19 protein-coding genes are annotated in these 15,909 nt (G+C 73.9%); 9 read left to right on the top strand and 10 right to left on the bottom strand.

The genetic code is table 11. The features are described from left to right. Positions 1 to 4: 4 nt before the first annotated feature. Entirely contained in the window at positions 5 to 949 is a 945-nt protein-coding gene (gene miaA, locus N538_RS0111505) for a tRNA (adenosine(37)-N6)-dimethylallyltransferase MiaA (RefSeq protein WP_028637434.1), read from the bottom strand. A gap of 18 nt (positions 950 to 967) precedes the next feature. On the opposite strand from miaA, the gene N538_RS29480 reads away from it, so the two are divergent. The 5 genes from N538_RS29480 to N538_RS0111480 are packed head-to-tail and all read left to right on the top strand — an operon-like array spanning position 968 to position 2,259. After that, a complete protein-coding gene (locus tag N538_RS29480) occupies positions 968 to 1,099 on the top strand; it encodes a hypothetical protein (protein WP_269320329.1) in 132 nt (43 codons plus the stop codon). Next, entirely contained in the window at positions 1,099 to 1,260 is a 162-nt protein-coding gene (locus tag N538_RS28415) for a hypothetical protein (RefSeq protein WP_155992062.1), read from the top strand. The genes N538_RS29480 and N538_RS28415 overlap by 1 nt, the downstream gene beginning before the upstream one ends. Further along, entirely contained in the window at positions 1,257 to 1,727 is a 471-nt protein-coding gene (locus N538_RS24995; protein ID WP_036570182.1) for an NUDIX hydrolase, read from the top strand. The genes N538_RS28415 and N538_RS24995 overlap by 4 nt, the downstream gene beginning before the upstream one ends. Continuing rightward, a complete protein-coding gene (locus N538_RS0111485) occupies positions 1,727 to 1,978 on the top strand; it encodes a hypothetical protein (protein WP_028637433.1) in 252 nt (83 codons plus the stop codon). Before N538_RS24995 ends, N538_RS0111485 begins: the two co-directional genes overlap by 1 nt. Beyond that, entirely contained in the window at positions 1,975 to 2,259 is a 285-nt protein-coding gene (locus N538_RS0111480) for a hypothetical protein (RefSeq protein WP_028637432.1), read from the top strand. The genes N538_RS0111485 and N538_RS0111480 overlap by 4 nt, the downstream gene beginning before the upstream one ends. Before the next feature lie 96 nt (positions 2,260 to 2,355). Here the strand turns inward: N538_RS0111480 and miaB are convergent, their stop codons facing one another. Beyond that, on the bottom strand, positions 2,356 to 3,834 hold the full coding sequence (gene miaB / locus N538_RS0111475) for a tRNA (N6-isopentenyl adenosine(37)-C2)-methylthiotransferase MiaB (protein WP_036570295.1): 1,479 nt from the start codon (positions 3,832 to 3,834) through the stop codon (positions 2,356 to 2,358). On the opposite strand from miaB, the gene N538_RS0111470 reads away from it, so the two are divergent. Then, on the top strand, positions 3,833 to 4,237 hold the full coding sequence (locus tag N538_RS0111470; protein WP_197025311.1) for a hypothetical protein: 405 nt from the start codon (positions 3,833 to 3,835) through the stop codon (positions 4,235 to 4,237). The genes miaB and N538_RS0111470 overlap by 2 nt on opposite strands. Before the next feature lie 18 nt (positions 4,238 to 4,255). Continuing rightward, entirely contained in the window at positions 4,256 to 5,734 is a 1,479-nt protein-coding gene (locus N538_RS0111465) for a CehA/McbA family metallohydrolase (RefSeq protein WP_028637429.1), read from the top strand. Here N538_RS0111465 and N538_RS0111460 read toward each other — a convergent pair. Continuing rightward, positions 5,727 to 6,365, bottom strand: coding sequence for a response regulator (locus tag N538_RS0111460; protein ID WP_028637428.1), 639 nt, complete (start codon positions 6,363 to 6,365; stop codon positions 5,727 to 5,729). The genes N538_RS0111465 and N538_RS0111460 overlap by 8 nt on opposite strands. After that, positions 6,362 to 7,459 carry a sensor histidine kinase gene (locus N538_RS0111455; RefSeq protein WP_155992061.1) on the bottom strand — a complete coding sequence of 366 codons (1,098 nt, stop codon included), beginning with the start codon at positions 7,457 to 7,459 and terminating at the stop codon, positions 6,362 to 6,364. The genes N538_RS0111460 and N538_RS0111455 overlap by 4 nt, the downstream gene beginning before the upstream one ends. 110 nt (positions 7,460 to 7,569) lie before the next feature. Between N538_RS0111455 and N538_RS0111450 the strand changes: the two genes are divergently transcribed. Beyond that, the gene (locus tag N538_RS0111450) at positions 7,570 to 8,277 is read left to right on the top strand and encodes a hypothetical protein (protein WP_028637426.1); all 708 of its coding nucleotides are present in this window, start codon (positions 7,570 to 7,572) and stop codon (positions 8,275 to 8,277) included. Here the strand turns inward: N538_RS0111450 and N538_RS24990 are convergent. The 3 genes from N538_RS24990 to N538_RS0111435 all read right to left on the bottom strand — a co-directional run bounded on the left by N538_RS24990 (position 8,261) and on the right by N538_RS0111435 (position 11,790). Beyond that, positions 8,261 to 10,594 (bottom strand): glycoside hydrolase family 3 N-terminal domain-containing protein, encoded by a 2,334-nt coding sequence (locus N538_RS24990; RefSeq protein WP_081790436.1) that lies wholly within the window; start codon positions 10,592 to 10,594, stop codon positions 8,261 to 8,263. The two genes, N538_RS0111450 and N538_RS24990, sit on opposite strands and share 17 nt — an antisense overlap. A 66-nt stretch (positions 10,595 to 10,660) precedes the next feature. Then, positions 10,661 to 11,023 (bottom strand): VOC family protein, encoded by a 363-nt coding sequence (locus N538_RS0111440; RefSeq protein ID WP_028637425.1) that lies wholly within the window; start codon positions 11,021 to 11,023, stop codon positions 10,661 to 10,663. Then, positions 11,020 to 11,790, bottom strand: coding sequence for a trans-aconitate 2-methyltransferase (locus tag N538_RS0111435; RefSeq protein ID WP_028637424.1), 771 nt, complete (start codon positions 11,788 to 11,790; stop codon positions 11,020 to 11,022). Before N538_RS0111435 ends, N538_RS0111440 begins: the two co-directional genes overlap by 4 nt. Positions 11,791 to 11,855: 65 nt before the next feature. On the opposite strand from N538_RS0111435, the gene N538_RS0111430 reads away from it, so the two are divergent. Continuing rightward, on the top strand, positions 11,856 to 12,344 hold the full coding sequence (locus N538_RS0111430) for a MarR family winged helix-turn-helix transcriptional regulator (protein WP_028637423.1): 489 nt from the start codon (positions 11,856 to 11,858) through the stop codon (positions 12,342 to 12,344). 1 nt (position 12,345) lies between these two features. On the opposite strand, the gene N538_RS0111425 is transcribed toward N538_RS0111430, so the two are convergent. Genes N538_RS0111425 through rsmA form a run of 3 tightly spaced genes read right to left on the bottom strand, consistent with a single transcriptional unit; the run spans position 12,346 to position 15,902 of the window. After that, positions 12,346 to 14,127 carry an ABC-F family ATP-binding cassette domain-containing protein gene (locus N538_RS0111425; RefSeq protein ID WP_036570290.1) on the bottom strand — a complete coding sequence of 594 codons (1,782 nt, stop codon included), beginning with the start codon at positions 14,125 to 14,127 and terminating at the stop codon, positions 12,346 to 12,348. A gap of 9 nt (positions 14,128 to 14,136) precedes the next feature. Further along, entirely contained in the window at positions 14,137 to 15,045 is a 909-nt protein-coding gene (locus N538_RS0111420; protein ID WP_036570179.1) for a 4-(cytidine 5'-diphospho)-2-C-methyl-D-erythritol kinase, read from the bottom strand. Next, on the bottom strand, positions 15,042 to 15,902 hold the full coding sequence (rsmA, locus tag N538_RS0111415; RefSeq protein WP_028637420.1) for a 16S rRNA (adenine(1518)-N(6)/adenine(1519)-N(6))-dimethyltransferase RsmA: 861 nt from the start codon (positions 15,900 to 15,902) through the stop codon (positions 15,042 to 15,044). The genes N538_RS0111420 and rsmA overlap by 4 nt, the downstream gene beginning before the upstream one ends. Positions 15,903 to 15,909 lie beyond the last annotated feature (7 nt).

Raw genomic sequence — 15,909 nt, 5'->3', positions numbered from 1 at the left:
GGGCTCAGTCTGGCGTCGGCCGGCCCTCCGGCGCCCGACCGATCTTGCTCAGGCTCTTCTCGACCAGGTCCGGGTCGTCGTACCGGATCCACACCACGCGGGGGTCCTTGCGGAACCACGAGTCCTGACGACGCGAGAAGCGCCGGGTGGCCGTGACCGTGCGATCCCGGGCCTCGTCGAGCGAGATTTCGCCGGCGAGGTACGCCGCGACCTCGCGGTAGCCGATCGCGCGGCCGGCGGTCCGGCCCTCCGCGAGACCGTCGGCCAGCAGGCGCTCGACCTCGACGACGAGCCCGGACTCGAACATGGTCTCGACCCTCGCCTCGATCCGCGCGTCGAGCGTGGGCCGGTCGATGTCGACCCCGATCTGGACGGTGCACGGGTCGGCGTACTCCAGGGTCGGCAGCGACGCGGTGAACGGCCGCCCGGTGATCTCGACGACCTCGAGGGCGCGCACGACGCGGCGGCCGTTCTCGGCCAGGATCCGGTCCGCGGCCTCGGGGTCGACCGCGCGCAGCCGCTCGTGGAGCGCGACCGCGCCGACGTCGGCGAGCTCGTCCTCGAGGCGCCGCCGGACCGCATGGTCGGTGCCCGGGAACTCGAACCGGTCCAGGATCGCCCGCGTGTAGAGCGCCGAGCCGCCGACCAGCACCGGCGTGCGCCCGCGACCGCGGATCTCGTCGATCTCGGCGCGGGCCCAGCCCTGGAACTCCGCGACCGTCGCCGGGTCGCGGACGGTGAGGGTGTCCAGCAGGTGGTGCGCGATCCCGCGCCGCTCGGCGACCGGGAGCTTCGCCGTGCCGATGTCCATGCCACGGTAGACCTGCATGGCGTCGGTGTTCACGACCTCGCCACCGAGCCGCTCGGCGAGGTCGAGGGACAGACCGGTCTTGCCGGACGCGGTGGCCCCGACCACGGCCACGATCGGGGTGCTGGGCGTCGGCGGCATGTGGCTAGTGTGACAAGCATGAGCGAGAGCCCGACGCCCCCGGAGCCCCACCACGACGAGCGCGATCCGCAGGGTCCGCCGCGGGAGGGCCAGGAGGAGAATGCCGAGACGTCGCTCGACGAGCCGTCGGACGACGCGGGAGGTGAGTGATGAGCGAGTTCGACTTCCACGAGGATCCGCTGCCCGAGGAGGAGGAGTCGCCGGTCTCGGAGGACACCGGGACGGTCTACGGCACCGAGGGTGAGGCGGAGCTGACGCCCCACGACCTGGAGGACCCCGAGGATCCCGAGGAGACCGAGGTGCCCGAGTGACGCACGGCCGTTTCGTGGTCGTCCCTGCGTCGTACGTCTTCCTGCTGCGCGGCTCCGGCCCGGACACCGAGGTGCTGCTCCAGCTCCGCCGGAACACCGGGTACATGGACGACCACTGGGCCGCGGCCGCGGCCGGCCACGTCGAGCAGGGGGAGACGGCGTACGACGCCGCCCACCGCGAGGCGTTCGAGGAGATCGGCGTGGGCGACCTCGCGCTGTGCTTCGTGACCGCGATGCAGCGCACCCAGGGCGGCGAGCCGATCGACGAGCGGATCGACTTCTTCTTCACGGCCCGGTCGTGGTCGGGAGAGCCGCGGGTCGTCGAGCCCGAGAAGTCGGGCGGGCTGCGGTGGGCCCGGCTCGACGCGCTGCCGGAGCCGGTCGTCCCCCACGAGCTGGCCGTGTTGGAGGGGCTGCGAACGGGTACGTCGGCGGCGTACTCGACGTTCGGCTTCAAGGAGCACTGATGTCTGACCTCGGACCCCTGCCCGACCCCGAGATCGAGCCCGGCGAGCCCAACCCGGGCGGGGTCGACGCCATCCCTCCGGACGAGGGCCGGCCCACGGTGCCCGACCTCTCCCCCGAGGAGAACCCCGCCATCGAGGAGGCCCCCGACCCGCTGAAGGAGTCGGTCAAGGAGGGCGAGGACACCTCCACCGAGGCCACCCGCAGCGACGACGGCGAGGACGACCAGCCGGAGAAGGAGTCGCCGGCATGACCGGCCGCGACGACTCCGACGAGGAGCTGCAGTCCTCGACCCCGAACTCCAGCGGACCCTCCCGGGCCGCCGGCGACCTCGGCGTCAGCAGCGAGCGGGTCGGCCACACCGGCCCCGGGCAGCAGGCCACCGACGGGCTGCGCGACGTCGCGCGTGCCGAGGTCCCGTCCGACGACGCCCCGCCGGAGCAGTCGCCCGGCAACCCCGAGGACAATCCCGAGGGCCTCCCGCCCAAGGCGGGCTACTCCTCGAAGGACCCGCGGGACGACGACGAGGTCTGACCGGTCGCGCTTCACGGGCACTCCCTGCACTTCTCGGGCGTTGCAATGCCCCACATGCGCCGGGATCCCCGGCTAACCGGGGATCCCGACGGACCCTCAGCGGCAGGCGGGGGCGTCCGGCAGCGGTGCGGGTACGCCGAGGCCCGGCATGCCGAGCGCGACACCGGACGACGCGGGCGCGGCGGTGCGTGCCTCCCAGGCGTCGCCCGAGCGGGTCCGGCGCGCGGAGACGAAGGTGTCCGCGACCAGGTGGTGCGGGGCGGCCCGGGTGACCTCGACGGTGACCAGGTCGCCCGGGCGCACCTGGACGCCGGCCGGCGGGGCGAAATGCACGAGCCGGTTGTCGGGGCCGCGGCCGGAGAGGCGGTGCGTGGCGGCGTCCTTGCGTCCCTCGCCCTCGGCGACCATCAGCTCGACGCGCCGGCCGACGAGCGCCTTGTTCTCCTCCCAGGCGATCTGGTTCACGACGGCGACCAGCCGCTCGTAGCGGTCCCTGACGACCGCCGGCGGGACCTGGTCGTCGAGCACGGCGGCCGGGGTGCCGGGCCGCTTGGAGTACTGGAACGTGAACGCGCCCGAGAACCGCGCCTCGCGCACGACGTGCAGCGTCTCCTGGAAGTCCTCCTCGGTCTCGCCGGGGAAGCCCACGATGATGTCGGTGGTGATCGCCGCGTCCGGCATCGCGGCGCGGACCCGCTCGATGATGCCGAGGAACTTCCGCTGCCGGTAGGAGCGCCGCATCTCGCGCAGCACCCGGTCCGAGCCGGACTGGAGCGGCATGTGCAGCTGGGGCATCACGTTCGGCGTCTCGGCCATCGCCTCGATGACGTCGTCGGTGAACTCCGCCGGGTGCGGGGACGTGAACCGCACCCGCTCGAGCCCCTCGATCGAGCCGCACGAGCGGAGCAGCTTCGAGAACGCCCGGCGGTCGCCGAACTCCACGCCGTACGCGTTGACGTTCTGCCCGAGCAGCGTGACCTCCGAGACGCCCTCGGCGACCAGCGCCTCGATCTCGGCGAGGATCTCACCAGGCCGGCGGTCCTTCTCCTTGCCGCGCAGGCTCGGGACGATGCAGAAGGTGCAGGTGTTGTTGCACCCGACCGAGATCGACACCCAGGCGGCGTACGCCGAGTCGCGCTTGGTCGGCAGGGTCGACGGGAAGACCTCGAGCGACTCGAGGATCTCGACCTGCGCCTCCTCCTGCACGCGAGCGCGCTCGAGGAGGACCGGCAGGGACCCGATGTTGTGGGTGCCGAAGACGACGTCGACGTACGGCGCCCTCGCGGTGATCGTGGAGCGGTCCTTCTGCGCCAGGCAGCCGCCGACGGCGATCTGCATGCCCGGCTTCGCGGCCTTCACCGGTGCCAGGTGGGAGAGGTTGCCGTAGAGCTTGTTGTCGGCGTTCTCGCGCACCGCGCAGGTGTTGAACACGACCACGTCGGCCTGCTCGCCCTCGGGGACGCTCTCCCGGTCGAACGGGAGGTAGCCCGCGTCCTCCAGCAGCCCGGAGAGCCGCTCGGAGTCGTGGACGTTCATCTGGCACCCGTAGGTGCGGACCTCGTAGGTGCGTGTCATGACCCGCACAGGGTACGGCGGGACGTCCGGCCGGGCCCAACCGAGCAGCTGCCTGGAGCGGGTGACGGCCGGTCCCGACTACGCTGACGCCGTGCTCTCCTGGCGCTCGCAGAACTCGATCCTCTCGATCTGCTCGACCGGCTCGATCCTCTCCGTCGGCAGCATCGGCTCCGTCGCCTCGCTGGCCAGCATCGGCTCCGCGCTGTCGGCGTTCTCGATCGGCTCCTGGATGTCGACGGGCTCGGCGCTGTCGTACCAGAGCAACCTGTCGCTGATGTCCCACCAGAGCAACCGCTCGACGATGAGCAGCCAGAGCAACCGCGCCCGGATGGGCCGGCGCGTGTCCGGTGCGGTCGCGCTCGCGCTGGTGACCGCGTTCGGCGTACAACGCGCCCGTCGCTAGTCCATCCTTGGACCCGACATGAGCAACCTGCACCTCGACCGCCGCGCCCTGCTCCTCGCCGGCGCCGGCCTCGCGACCACCGCCGCCGTCCTCACCTTCGAGCCGGCCGAGGCCGGGTCGAAGGTCACGAGGAAGTTCCGCGGGACCTTCACCGCCGGCACCACCGAGGACTGGGTCTACCTGCCGTTCCAGGTGCCGAGCGGGGTGCGGCAGATCCAGGTGTCCTACTCGTACCCGCCGCCGATCGACACCCACCTCGGCTACAGCAAGAACGTCGTCGACATCGGCATCTTCGACGAGTCCGGCACCGGCCTGGGGAACGCCGACGGCTTCCGCGGGTGGTCGGGCGGGGCGCGCACGGAGTTCCGGATCAGCCGGACCTGGGCGACGCCGGGCTACCTGCCCGGTCCGATCCGCTCGGGCCGCTGGCGGATCGCCCTCGGGCCGTACCAGATCGTGACCGACGTCGACTACGAGGTCACCGTCACGCTGCACTTCGGCAGGAAGGGCGAGCGCTTCGACCCGTCCCCGGCGCCGACCGGCGTCGAGGGCACCCGCACCGGCTGGTACCGCGGCGACCTGCACGTGCACACCGTCCACTCCGACGGCGCCCAGACCCAGCGCGACGTGATCGGGTACGCCAAGGCCGCGGGCCTCGACTTCATCGGCACCTCGGAGCACAACACCAGCTCCGCGACCGGGACGTGGGGTCGCTACGTGCCGGACGACTTCCTGGTGGTCTGCGGCGAGGAGGTCACCACCCGCGCCGGGCACTGGCTGGCGACCGGGCTCCCGGCCGGGACCTGGATCGACTGGCGCTACCGCCCAGAGGACGGCGCGCTGGCCGGGTTCGTCCAGCAGGTGCACGACCTCGGCGGTCTCGCGATCGTCGCCCACCCCTACATCCCGGTGCCCTCGATCCGGTGGGACTTCGGCACCGACTGGGCCGGCATGGACGCCGTCGAGGTGTGGAACGGGCCGTGGGACGGCTTCGACGAGCAGGCGCTCACCCGCTGGCACCAGCTGCTCACGACCGGCACGTTCGTCCCGGCGGTCGGCAACTCCGACACCCACAAGCAGAGCCAGACGATCGGACTCGCCCAGACCGTGGTCCGCGCCGAGTCACTGTCGACCGAGGCACTCGTCGCGGGCTACCGGGGCGGGCACTCCTGGATCGCCGGGTCGTCGGGGGTCGACCTGCACTTCACCGCCACGCTCGACGACGTGAGCGGTGAGTGCGGCGACCGGGTGCCCAGCGGCGCCGGCCAGCACGTCGCCGTCCACCTCGACGCCACCGGCGTCGACGGCTGCACCGCGCGGCTCGTCGGCCCGCAGGGGACGAAGACGCCGCTGGCCACCGCGACGGCGGACGGCGGCGCGATCACCCTGGTCGCCGACGTCGCGGGCGGTACGCCGTTCGTCCGCGTGGAGGTCCGGCAGGGTCCGCTGTTCAACGACCCGATGGTCGCGCTGACCAACCCGATCTTCCTCAGCTGAGCCCCGCCTCGCGGGCGACCACGACGGCCTGGGCGCGGTCGCGCAGGTCCAGCTTGGCGAAGATGTGGCGCACGTGGGTCTTCACCGTCGCCATGCTGATCACCAGTGCGGCCGCGATCTCCGCGTTGGACCGGCCGGCACCGATCATCGCCAGCACCTCGCGCTCCCGCTCGCTGAGGTCGGCGAAGCCGGGCGGCGCCACCGCGGTGACCGGCGGGCGGGTGGCGAAGTTGGCCATCAGCCGCTCCAGCACCGCCGGGGCGACGACCGGCTCGCCCGCCGCGGCCCGGCGTACGGCGTCGACGAGCGCGCCCGCGGTCGCGTCCTTGAGCAGGAAGCCGACCGCACCGGCGCGCAGGGCCTCGACGACGTGCTCGTCGACGTCGAACGTCGTCAGCGCGATCACCCGGGCGGCCTGCGTCGCGGTGATCCGACGGGTCGCCTCGATGCCGTCGACGCCGGGCATCCGCAGGTCCATGAGCACGACGTCCGGCATGCACGCGACGGCCGCGGCGACGCCCTCCTCGCCGTCGCGCGCCTCCGCCACGACCTCCATCCCGGCGAGCTCGAGGATGAGGCGCAGCCCCTGCCGGACCAGGTCCTGGTCGTCGACCAGCAGCACGCGCGTCATCGCGGCAGCACCACGCGCACGGTGAACCGGCCGTCGCACACCGCCGCGTCGAACGAGCCGCCGAGCAGCTCGGCCCGGTGCCGCATGCCGGTCAGGCCACGACCCGGCGCGGGGACGGCGGCGAGCCCCGTCGGGTTCGCCGCACCCACCCGCACCTCGTGCTCGTCCCAGGAGACCTCGAGGTCGACGGGCGCACCGGGTGCGTGCCGCCCGGCGTTCGTGAGGCACTCCCGGACGATCCGGTTCACCGCGAGCCGGACCTGCTCCTGGCCCGCGACCGGCGCACCGCGCTGGGTGAGGGTGTTGGCGATCCCGGCCGCGCCGGCCCGGCGGGACACCTCGTCGAGGTCGTCGTACGCCGCCCGCACGTCCTCGTCCGCCGACAGGACGTCGAGCACGCCCCTGATCTCCGCCAGCGTGCGGTGCGCGGTCACCCGGATCGCCTCGACCGGCTCGACCGCGCGCTCGGGCGCGACCCGGAGGGCGGCGGCGGCCGCCTCGGCCTGCACCGCGATCAGCGTGACCTCGTGCCCGAGCACGTCGTGGAGCTCCTGCGCGATCCGGGCGCGCTCGACCTCGACCGCGGACTCCTCGGCCCGCTCCTGCTCGAAGCGCAGCCGCCCGGCGAGCCGGGCCAGCTCGGCGTTCTGGGCCCGCTGGTGCGCGGCGAGCTGCCCGGCGAGGACCGGCGCCACCACCGCGATCACCGCCCCGATCGCCGCGAACGGCGCCTCCGGCCCGAGCAGCGTCACCACCGCGGTCACGACCGAGGCCCACGCCGTCAGGGCGACCACCGCGCGACGCGGCCGGCCCCAGGACCCGAGCGCGAAGAACTGCAGGACCACCACGACGTACCCGAGCACCGGGAAGCCGTCGGTCGGCACGGCCCACAGGACCGTCGACGCCAGCGCGGCCGCGAGCGGACGAGTGCGGCGCCAGGCCAGCGGCAGCGTGGTGCCCAGCACGTAGACCTGGCCCAGGACCGAGTCGGCGATCGGCCAGAGCGTCACCTGCGCGAGGCCCAGCACGACGAACACGGCCGCGAGGACGGCGTCCGTGCGGTCCATGCCGAGGCGGCCCGGAGTCGGTGTCACGCGGGCAGCGTAGGGCCCGAAGGACCCCGCGGTCCTCAGCCCTGGGGCTGAGCCGGAGAGCCGCCCAGCGGTCGATGCGACGGGACAGCGGCCGTTCGTACGGTCCCGGCATGACACTTCTCGACACTCCGCGCGACCGGGAGCAGACCCCCGTCGCCGGCCCCGACGTGACCCGCATCAGCACCTGGTGCGGCGTCGCCTCCACGATCTGCCAGCTCGCCGTGATGGTGTGCATGGCGATCTTCGTCCTGCCCCACGCCGGCTCGCCGGGCGATCCCGCGCTCGAGCGGGGACAACGCGTCCTCGACGCCGCCGACACCTACCGGGTCGGCAACTACGTCTTCATGCTCGCCGGGGTGCTGCTGCTCGGCTTCCTCGGCGCGATCGACGTGCGGCTCCGCCGGGTCGACGCGACCGGTGTGCTGGCGACCGTCGCGGTCGCCGCGGGCACGCTGCTGACGTTGATCTGGCCGTTCGCCGGCGTGCTGCACGACGTCGCACTCGACACCGCCGAGACCGGCGCCGACGTCCGGATCCTCGCCGGGTGGGACGGGGCGGCGCCGTACGCGCTCGCGTTCTCGGCGCTCCCCCGCATCTTCCTGCTGCTCGCCCTGGTGCTCGGGCTGCGGCTGGCCGGCGACTCGCCGTGGCTGCAGCGGACCGGCGTCGCGATCGCGATCGCGAGCGCCGCCGGCACGCTGACCCTGGTGGCCGGCGCGGCGTTCCCCGTACTGGCGCTGAGCAGCCTCGCCTACGAGCTGTGGATCGGCGCGCTCGCCTGGCACTGGCTGCGCGACCGCACTAGCGGCGGCTCGTGACCCACAGCCGGATGACGCCCTCGATCACCCGCGTCCCGTCCGCGAGCTCGCCGCGGACGCGGACCGGGAGGTTGGGGTCCGGCGAGGTCCACTGCTCCGCGGCGGTCTCGGCGATGCAGGTGACGTCGCCGGTGGCCTTGGCCGTGTAGGCGACCTCCATCCCCTTCGGGATCCACCGCCTGTCGGGCGGGATGCTCGCCTCGGCGAGCGCGCCCATCGCGGCCTCGAGGCCGTTGCACAGCGCGATCGCGTGCACGGTCCCGAGGTGGTTGTGGACCCGGCGCCGCTTCGGGATCACCAGCTCGACGTGGTTCGGCTCGAGGACCGTGAACCGCGGGCGGATCGTGGCGAAGTACGGCGCCTTCCGGGCGAACAGCAGCGAGAAGACCCGGCCGCCCATCGGCAGCCCGCTCGCCGTGTTCCAGAGGGTGAGGACCTGGCTCATGCCGGACACATTACCGGCCGGTAACTTGATCGGGTCAGTAGCCAGGCCGTGGCCGAACTCGAACAGCTCGCCGGTGCCGTCCGGGCCGGGGATCGTGACCGGCAGCCGGCCGGCCGGGTCCACCTCCCCGAAGAGCACCCGCACCAGCGACTCGACCTGGTCCGCGGTGTAGCCGTAGGTGTCGACCACGGTCGGCGCCGCGGGGAACGAGGCGACGTCGTAGGGGTTGCGCATCGCGGCGACCACGACCGGGGTCCCGGTCGCGAGCAGCGCCCGCACGAGCTGGGTCTGGGCAGCGGCGGCCGCCGTCGGCTGGCCGGTCGTCGCGTCCACGTTGTAGGCGTTGTTGGTCGACACGACGACCAGGTCGGCGTCCCGCGCGGCCGCCACCGCGTCGTCGATGTCGGCCTTCGCCGGGGTGGCGCCGGTCTGGAGGACCTGCGTGGTCGCACCGCGCGCGGCGAGCGAGGTCGCCATCGTCGCGGTCGTGGTCACGCCCCAGCCGGTGACCAGCACGTCGCGCGGGCCGGTGGCGAGCGGCAGCAGCCCGGCGTCGTTCTTGACCAGCGTGGTGGTGCGGTCCGTGATCGCCTGGGCGACGGCGAGGTGCGCGGGCGCGCCCATGACGTCGGGCGCCGTGACCGGGTCGACGAACGGGTCCGCGAAGAGCCCGCGCCGGAACTTGTGCAGCAGGATCCGGTACACCGACGCGTCGAGGCGGTGCGTGCTGATCTGGCCACTGCGGGCGACGGCGAGGACCCCGGCGTACGCCGTGTCCATCTGCGGCGGGACCAGCAGCTGGTCGGCGCCGGCGAGGATCGCCTTCACCGGCGCCACGTCGGGCGGGTACGTCGCGGTCGCGCCCGCCATGTCGAGGGCGTCGGTGACGATCAGCCCGTCGAACCCGAGCTCGTGGCGCAGCAGCCCGGTGAGGACCCGGTGCGACATCGTCGCCGGCACGCCCGGGTCGATCGCCGGCATCACGACGTGCGCGGTCATGATCGTGTCGACGCCGGCGGCGATGTCCGCCTCGAACGGCGGCAGGTCGATCTGGTGGATCTGCGCCAGGGTGTTGGTCACCTCGGGCAGCCCGAAGTGGCTGTTCACTCCGGTGTCGCCGTGCCCCGGGAAGTGCTTCGCGACCGCGGAGACCCCGCCGGCGTGGTAGCCCTTGACCTGCGCCGCCGCCAGGTCTGACACCAGGCCGGGGTCGCCACCGATGGAGCGGATCCCGATCACGGGGTTGTTCGGGTTGATGTTGACGTCGGAGACCGGTGCGTAGTCCTGGGTCACCCCGACCGCGGCCAGCTCGGCGCCGATGACCTTCGCCGACCGCCGGGCGTCGATCGCCGACCGGCCCGCGCCGAGTGCCATGTTGCCGGGCAGCTGGGTCGCGGGCGCGCCGAACCGGGCGACCAGCGAGCCGCCCTCCTGGTCGACCGAGATCTGGAGCGGGACGTGCCGCGGCTGCGCGAGCGCGGCGGTCTGGAGGCCGTTGGACAGGGTGGTTACCTGCGCGGGGTCGCCGATGTTGTCGTCGCTGTTGCGGGTCGTGTAGTAGATGACGCCGCCCGGGCGGTACTTGGCGATCACCTGGGCGGGCGTGTCGACGCCGTACAGCTGCTGGTTGACGGCCATCGCCGCGTCGCTCACCAGGGTGGCGTCGCGACCGGCCACCTCGATGACGAACAGCTGCCCGACCTTCTGCCGGAGGGTCATGTGATCCATCAGCGCGCGCACCTGGTCGCGGTACGCCGCGTGGCCGGGGCGGGCGGGGTCACCGGCGGTCGCCGCGGGCGGACCGACGGCGGCGCCGAGCGCCAGGGACAGGCCGGCGACCAGCAGCCGGGTCGACGTCGGGGCAGAAGACATGGGGACCCTCCGGGGCTCGGCTGCCCCCTGACCGGAGACGGCCCGACGCTGGCGCGGCGGCGCCGCTCAGGAAGCCGATTCGAGCAGCTCGACGCGGTTGCCGTGCGCGTCGAGCACGTGGCACCGCTCGAACCCGGGGAACGTGTGCCGCTCGCGCCGGTCGACGTCGAACCCGAGCGCCGCCAACCGCGCGGCGACCGCGTCCAGGTCCTCGACCAGCAGCGCCGGGTGGGCCTTGCGCGCGGGCGCGAACGGCTCCTCGACGCCGATGTGGACCTCCGCGCTCCCGGCGCGGAACCAGCAGCCACCGCGACCGGCCAGCGCGACCGGCTTGTCGACCTCGGTCATGCCCAGGCCCTCGGCCCAGAACCGCCGGGCGCCGTCCTCGCCGCCGGGCGGGCAGGCCAGCTGGACGTGGTGGAGCTTCATGCCGGCACCTGCGCGACGACGAAGATCCGGCGGAACGGCAGCACGACGCCGTACTCCTGCTGCGGGTACGCCGCGGCCAGCCGGCGCCGGAACTCCGTCTCGAACGCCGGCCGCAGGTCCTCGGGCAGCGCCTGGAGGGTCGGCCGCGCGCCGGTGCCGGAGACCCAGGTGAAGACCGGGTCCGGGCCGGTGAGCACGTGGAGGTACGTCGTCTCCCACGCGTCGACCGCGCAGCCGAGGCCGGCCAGCGCGTCGAGGTAGACGGCGGGGTCGTGGCTCGAGGGCACGGCGGCGCCGCCGGTGTGCGCGGCGTACGGCTCCTCCGCGGCCAGCTCGGTGCGGATCGTGTGGCTCGGCTCGTCGAAGTTGCCCGGCACCTGGAAGGCGAGCCAGCCCCCCGGCGCGACCGCGGACACCAGCCGCGGCAGCAGCCCCAGGTGGCCGGGCACCCACTGGAGGGTCGCGTTGGACACCAGGACGTCGACGGGCGCGGACGGCACCCAGTCGCGCAGGTCGGCGACGTCGAACCCCACCCGCGCGCCGGTCGCCCGGGCCTTCTCGATCATCTCGGGGCTGGAGTCCAGGCCCGCGAGCTCGGCGTCCGGCCAGCGGTCCGCGAGCAGGGCGGTCAGGTTGCCGGGTCCGCAGCCCAGGTCGACGACGGTGCGCGGCGCGGCGGCGCCGATCCGCGCCACCAGCTCCACGAACGGGCGGCCCCGCTCGTCGGCGAAGGCCAGGTAGCGCTCGGGGTCCCAGGTGTGGCTCATGGCAGCATCGTCCGTCCGATTTATCTTGATGTCAAGATTCTCGACGGATCCGCTACGCTGCCGCCATGCGGGACGAGGTCGACGAGCTGGTCGAGGCGTGGGCGCGCGAGCGCCCCGACCTCGACCTCGCGCCCGTCGAGGTGTTCAGCCGGATCGGCCGGCTGTCCCGGCACCTGGACCTGGCCCGCCGCGACGCGTTCACGGCCGCGCGGGTGGAGTCGTGGGAGTTCGACGTGCTGGCCGCGCTGCGCCGGGCCGGCGCGCCGTACGAGCTCTCACCGGGCCGGCTGCTGCGCGAGACCCTCGTGACCAGCGGCACGATGACCAACCGGGTGGACCGGCTCGCCGCCCGCGGCCTGGTCGAGCGACTGCCCGACCCGCACGACCGCCGCGGCGTGCTCGTGCGGCTCACCCCCGAGGGGCGGACGACCGTCGACCGCGCCTTCGAGGAGCTGCTCGCGGCCGAGCAGGGGTTCCTCGCCGGCCTGCCGGACCGCGACCGCACCCGCCTGGCCGGCCTGCTGCGGACCCTGTTGTCGCCGTTCGCCGGCTGACCTACTCGAGCACCTCCGCGGCCTCGAGCCACTCGAGCTCGAGCTCCTCCTTCTCGGCGGCCAGCTCGTCCAGCTGGGCGGACAGCTCCGCGAGCCGCACGTAGTCCTGCGCGTGCTCGGCGATCTCGGCGTTGAGCGCCGCCTCGCGCTCGGCGATCCGCTCCAGCTGCTTGTCGGTCCGGGCCAGCACCTTGCGGGCGTTGCGCTCCTCGGCGCTGCCCGCCTTGACCTTCACGGGTACGGCGGGCGCCGGCTCCGGCGGTGTCGGCGGAGTCATCTCCAGGTGCAGCGCCGCGGCCCTGCGCTCGAGGTACTCGTCGACGCCGCGCGGCAGCATCGAGATCTGCCCGTCGCCGAGCAGCGCCCAGACCGAGTCGGTGACCCGCTCGAGGAAGTACCGGTCGTGGGAGACCACGACGAGCGTGCCGGGCCAGCCGTCGAGGAAGTCCTCGAGGACGTTCAGCGTCTCGATGTCCAGGTCGTTGGTGGGCTCGTCGAGGAGCAGCACATTCGGCTCGGTGAGCAGCAGGCGGAGCAGCTGGAACCGGCGTCGCTCGCCGCCCGAGAGGTCCCCGATGCGTGCGGTGAGCCGGTCGCCGGTGAACCCGAACCGCTCCAGCATCGCGGACGCGGTGATCTCGCCGTCCGCCGTGCGGGTGACGCGCCGGATCGACTCGACCGTCGGCAGCACCCGCCCCCCGGGGTCGAGGTCGTCGAGCTGCTGGGTGAGGTGCTGGAGGGCGACGGTGCGGCCGAGCTTGACCCGTCCGACGGCCGGCGCGAGCTCGCCGGACAGCATCGCGAGCACCGAGGTCTTGCCGGCGCCGTTCACGCCGACGATGCCGACCCGGTCGCCCGGCCCGAGCCGCCAGGTCGCGTGCGCGAGCAGCTGCCGGTCCCCGCGGTACAGGTCGACGTCCTCGACGTCGATCACGTCCTTGCCGAGCCGCTGGGCCGCGAAGCGCTGGAGCTCCATCCGGTCCCGCGGCGGCGGCACGTCCTCGATCAGCTGGTTGGCCGCGTCGATGCGGAACTTCGGCTTCGAGGTCCGGGCCGGCGGACCCCGGCGCAGCCAGGCCAGCTCCTTGCGCACCAGGTTCTGCCGGCGGATCTCCGAGGCCGCGGCCTGGCGCTGGCGCTCGGCCTTGGCGAGCACGAACGCGGCGTACCCGCCCTCGTAGGCGTCGACGACGCCGTCGTGCACCTCCCACGTCCACTGGCAGACGGCGTCGAGGAACCACCGGTCGTGGGTGACGACGGCCAGCGCGGAGGGGCGGTTCGCCAGGTGCTGGGCCAGCCAGGCGACCGCCTCGACGTCGAGGTGGTTGGTGGGCTCGTCGAGCACGACCAGGTCGTGGTCGTCGAGCAGCAGCGCGGCCAGCGAGCAGCGGCGGCGCTCGCCACCGGAGAGGCCGACCACCGCGCGGTCCAGGGAGACGCCGGCCAGCAGCACGTCGACGACCTCCCGGGTGCGCGGGTCGGCGGCCCACTCGTGGTCGGACCGGCCGCCGAGCACCGCCTCGCGCACGGTGTGCGTGTCCTCGAGCTGGTCGCCCTGGTGCAGGTAGCCGACCAGCAGCCCGCGCTGCATCGACACCCGCCCGGTGTCCGGCTCCTCGAGGCCGGTCATCACCTCGAGCAGCGTGGTCTTGCCGTCGCCGTTGCGGCCGACGATGCCGATCCGCTCGCCCACGGCGATGCCCAGCGAGACGTCCGTGAGGAGCGGGCGGATGCCGTAGGACTTGGACACCCGTTCCAGGTTGAGCAGGTTGGGGACCGTCACCACGGCCCCCTAGGCATAGGACACCAGGTGGGCGCCGGCGACCGGGCCGTTGGCGGCGAGGACGACGGGGTGGCCGCTGCCCTGGAGGTCCGCGGCCAGGGATCGGGCGTGGTCGGCGGACCCGCAGAGGAACACGCAGGTCGGCCCGGAGCCGGAGACGATGCCGCGGAGCGCCCCGGCCTCCTCCCCCGCCTCGATCAGCGTGCCGAGCTCGGGGCGCAGGTCGATGGCGGCGGCCTCCAGGTCGTTGTGCAGCGCGTCGGCGAGCGCCCAGGTGTCGCCCTCGGCGATCGCGGTCAGCAACGCGTCGGCAGGCACCGGCTCCGTGGGCGCGTCGGGGAACATCCGGTCGAAGTGCCGGTACACCTCCGGCGTCGACGTGCCGACCTCGGCGGGCACGACCACCCACCACCAGGTGCCGCGGTCCTCGACCGCGTCGACGAGCTCGCCGCGGCCGGTGCCGAGCGCGGTCCCGCCGAGCAGCGCGAACGGCACGTCGCTGCCGAGCTGCGCGGCCAGCGCGAGCAGGTCCTCGTCGGAGGTGCGCACCTCCCACAGCCGGTCCAGCGCGACGAGGGCGGCCGCGGCGTCGGCGGAGCCTCCGGCCATCCCGCCGGCGACGGGGATCGCCTTCGCGATGTGCAGCTCGCCGGTGCGCTCGATGCCGTGGTGCGCGGCGAGCAGGTCCGCGGCCCGGTCGACGATGTTCTCCCCCGCCGTCGGTACGGCGGCCGCGTCCATCCAGTCGGGCACGCCGACCGCGAGCGCCCAGCCGGGCGCCGCGCGGGCGGTGAGGTCGTCGTACAGCCCGACCGCCTGGTAGACGGTGACCAGCGGGTGGTAGCCGTCCTCGCGGGGGGCGCCGACCCCGAGGTGCAGGTTGACCTTCGCGGGCGCGCGGACCGTCAGCTCGTTCACGCGGCGGTCAGCCCCTCCGCGATCCGCACGAAGTCGTCGATCGCGAGCGACTCGCCCCGCGCGAGCGGGTCGATGCCGGCTGCCGCGAGCGCGGCGTCGACCGCCTCGCCGGACGCGAGCGAGCGGAGCACGCCGCGCAGCGCCTTGCGACGGTGCGCGAACGCCGCGTCGACGACCGCGAACACCTCCTGCCGGGTCGCGCTGGTGGCCGGCGGCTCGCGCCGGGTCCAGGCGACCAGCCCGGAGTCGACGTTCGGCGCGGGCCAGAACACGTTGCGGCCGATGGCGCCGGCCCGGCGCACCTCGGCGTACCAGGCGGCCTTGACCGACGGCACGCCGTACACCTTGGAGCCCGGCGGCGCGGCCAGCCGGTCGGCCACCTCGGACTGCACCATCACCAGGCCGCGCTCGAGGCTGGGCAGGAGGGCGAGGAGGTGGAGCAGCACGGGGACCGAGACGTTGTAGGGCAGGTTCGCCACCAGGGCGGTCGGCGGCGGGCCGGGCACGTCCTCGATGCGCATCGCGTCGGCCAGCACGACCTCGAAGCGGTTCGCCTGCGCCGGCGCGTGGTCGGCGATCGTCTCGGGCAGCAGGCCGGCGAGCTTGTCGTCGACCTCGATCGCGACCACCCGCCCGGCGACCTCGAGCAGGGCCAGGGTCAGCGAGCCCAGGCCCGGGCCGACCTCGACGACGACGTCGTCCGGGCCGACCCCGGACTCGCGGACGATGCGGCGGACCGTGTTCGCGTCGATGACGAAGTTCTGCCCGCGCTGCTTGGTCGGGCGCAGGTCGAGACGGGCCGCCAACGCGCGAACGTCCGCGGGCCCCAGCAGACGGGGGCCCGCGGACGTCGACATGTCCGGA

Source organism: Nocardioides sp. URHA0032, assembly GCF_000620645.1.
In the GTDB taxonomy this organism is placed as follows: domain Bacteria; phylum Actinomycetota; class Actinomycetes; order Propionibacteriales; family Nocardioidaceae; genus Nocardioides.
The sequence above is the reverse complement of the archived record's forward strand: the minus strand, read 5'-3'. Positions and strand labels throughout refer to the sequence as shown.

Excerpts from the sequence above, each read along its gene's own strand:
- miaA (WP_028637434.1), bottom strand. The coding sequence starts at position 949 with ATGCCGCCGACGCCCAGCACCCCGATCGTGGCCGTGGTCGGGGCCACC.
- N538_RS29480 (WP_269320329.1), top strand. The coding sequence starts at position 968 with ATGAGCGAGAGCCCGACGCCCCCGGAGCCCCACCACGACGAGCGCGAT.
- N538_RS28415 (WP_155992062.1), top strand. The coding sequence starts at position 1,099 with ATGAGCGAGTTCGACTTCCACGAGGATCCGCTGCCCGAGGAGGAGGAG.
- N538_RS0111485 (WP_028637433.1), top strand. The coding sequence starts at position 1,727 with ATGTCTGACCTCGGACCCCTGCCCGACCCCGAGATCGAGCCCGGCGAG.
- N538_RS0111480 (WP_028637432.1), top strand. The coding sequence starts at position 1,975 with ATGACCGGCCGCGACGACTCCGACGAGGAGCTGCAGTCCTCGACCCCG.
- N538_RS0111470 (WP_197025311.1), top strand. The coding sequence starts at position 3,833 with ATGACCCGCACAGGGTACGGCGGGACGTCCGGCCGGGCCCAACCGAGC.
- miaB (WP_036570295.1), bottom strand. The coding sequence starts at position 3,834 with ATGACACGCACCTACGAGGTCCGCACCTACGGGTGCCAGATGAACGTC.
- N538_RS0111465 (WP_028637429.1), top strand. The coding sequence starts at position 4,256 with ATGAGCAACCTGCACCTCGACCGCCGCGCCCTGCTCCTCGCCGGCGCC.
- N538_RS0111460 (WP_028637428.1), bottom strand. The coding sequence starts at position 6,365 with ATGACGCGCGTGCTGCTGGTCGACGACCAGGACCTGGTCCGGCAGGGG.
- N538_RS0111450 (WP_028637426.1), top strand. The coding sequence starts at position 7,570 with ATGACACTTCTCGACACTCCGCGCGACCGGGAGCAGACCCCCGTCGCC.
- N538_RS24990 (WP_081790436.1), bottom strand. The coding sequence starts at position 10,594 with ATGTCTTCTGCCCCGACGTCGACCCGGCTGCTGGTCGCCGGCCTGTCC.
- N538_RS0111440 (WP_028637425.1), bottom strand. The coding sequence starts at position 11,023 with ATGAAGCTCCACCACGTCCAGCTGGCCTGCCCGCCCGGCGGCGAGGAC.
- N538_RS0111435 (WP_028637424.1), bottom strand. The coding sequence starts at position 11,790 with ATGAGCCACACCTGGGACCCCGAGCGCTACCTGGCCTTCGCCGACGAG.
- N538_RS0111430 (WP_028637423.1), top strand. The coding sequence starts at position 11,856 with ATGCGGGACGAGGTCGACGAGCTGGTCGAGGCGTGGGCGCGCGAGCGC.
- rsmA (WP_028637420.1), bottom strand. The coding sequence starts at position 15,902 with ATGTCGACGTCCGCGGGCCCCCGTCTGCTGGGGCCCGCGGACGTTCGC.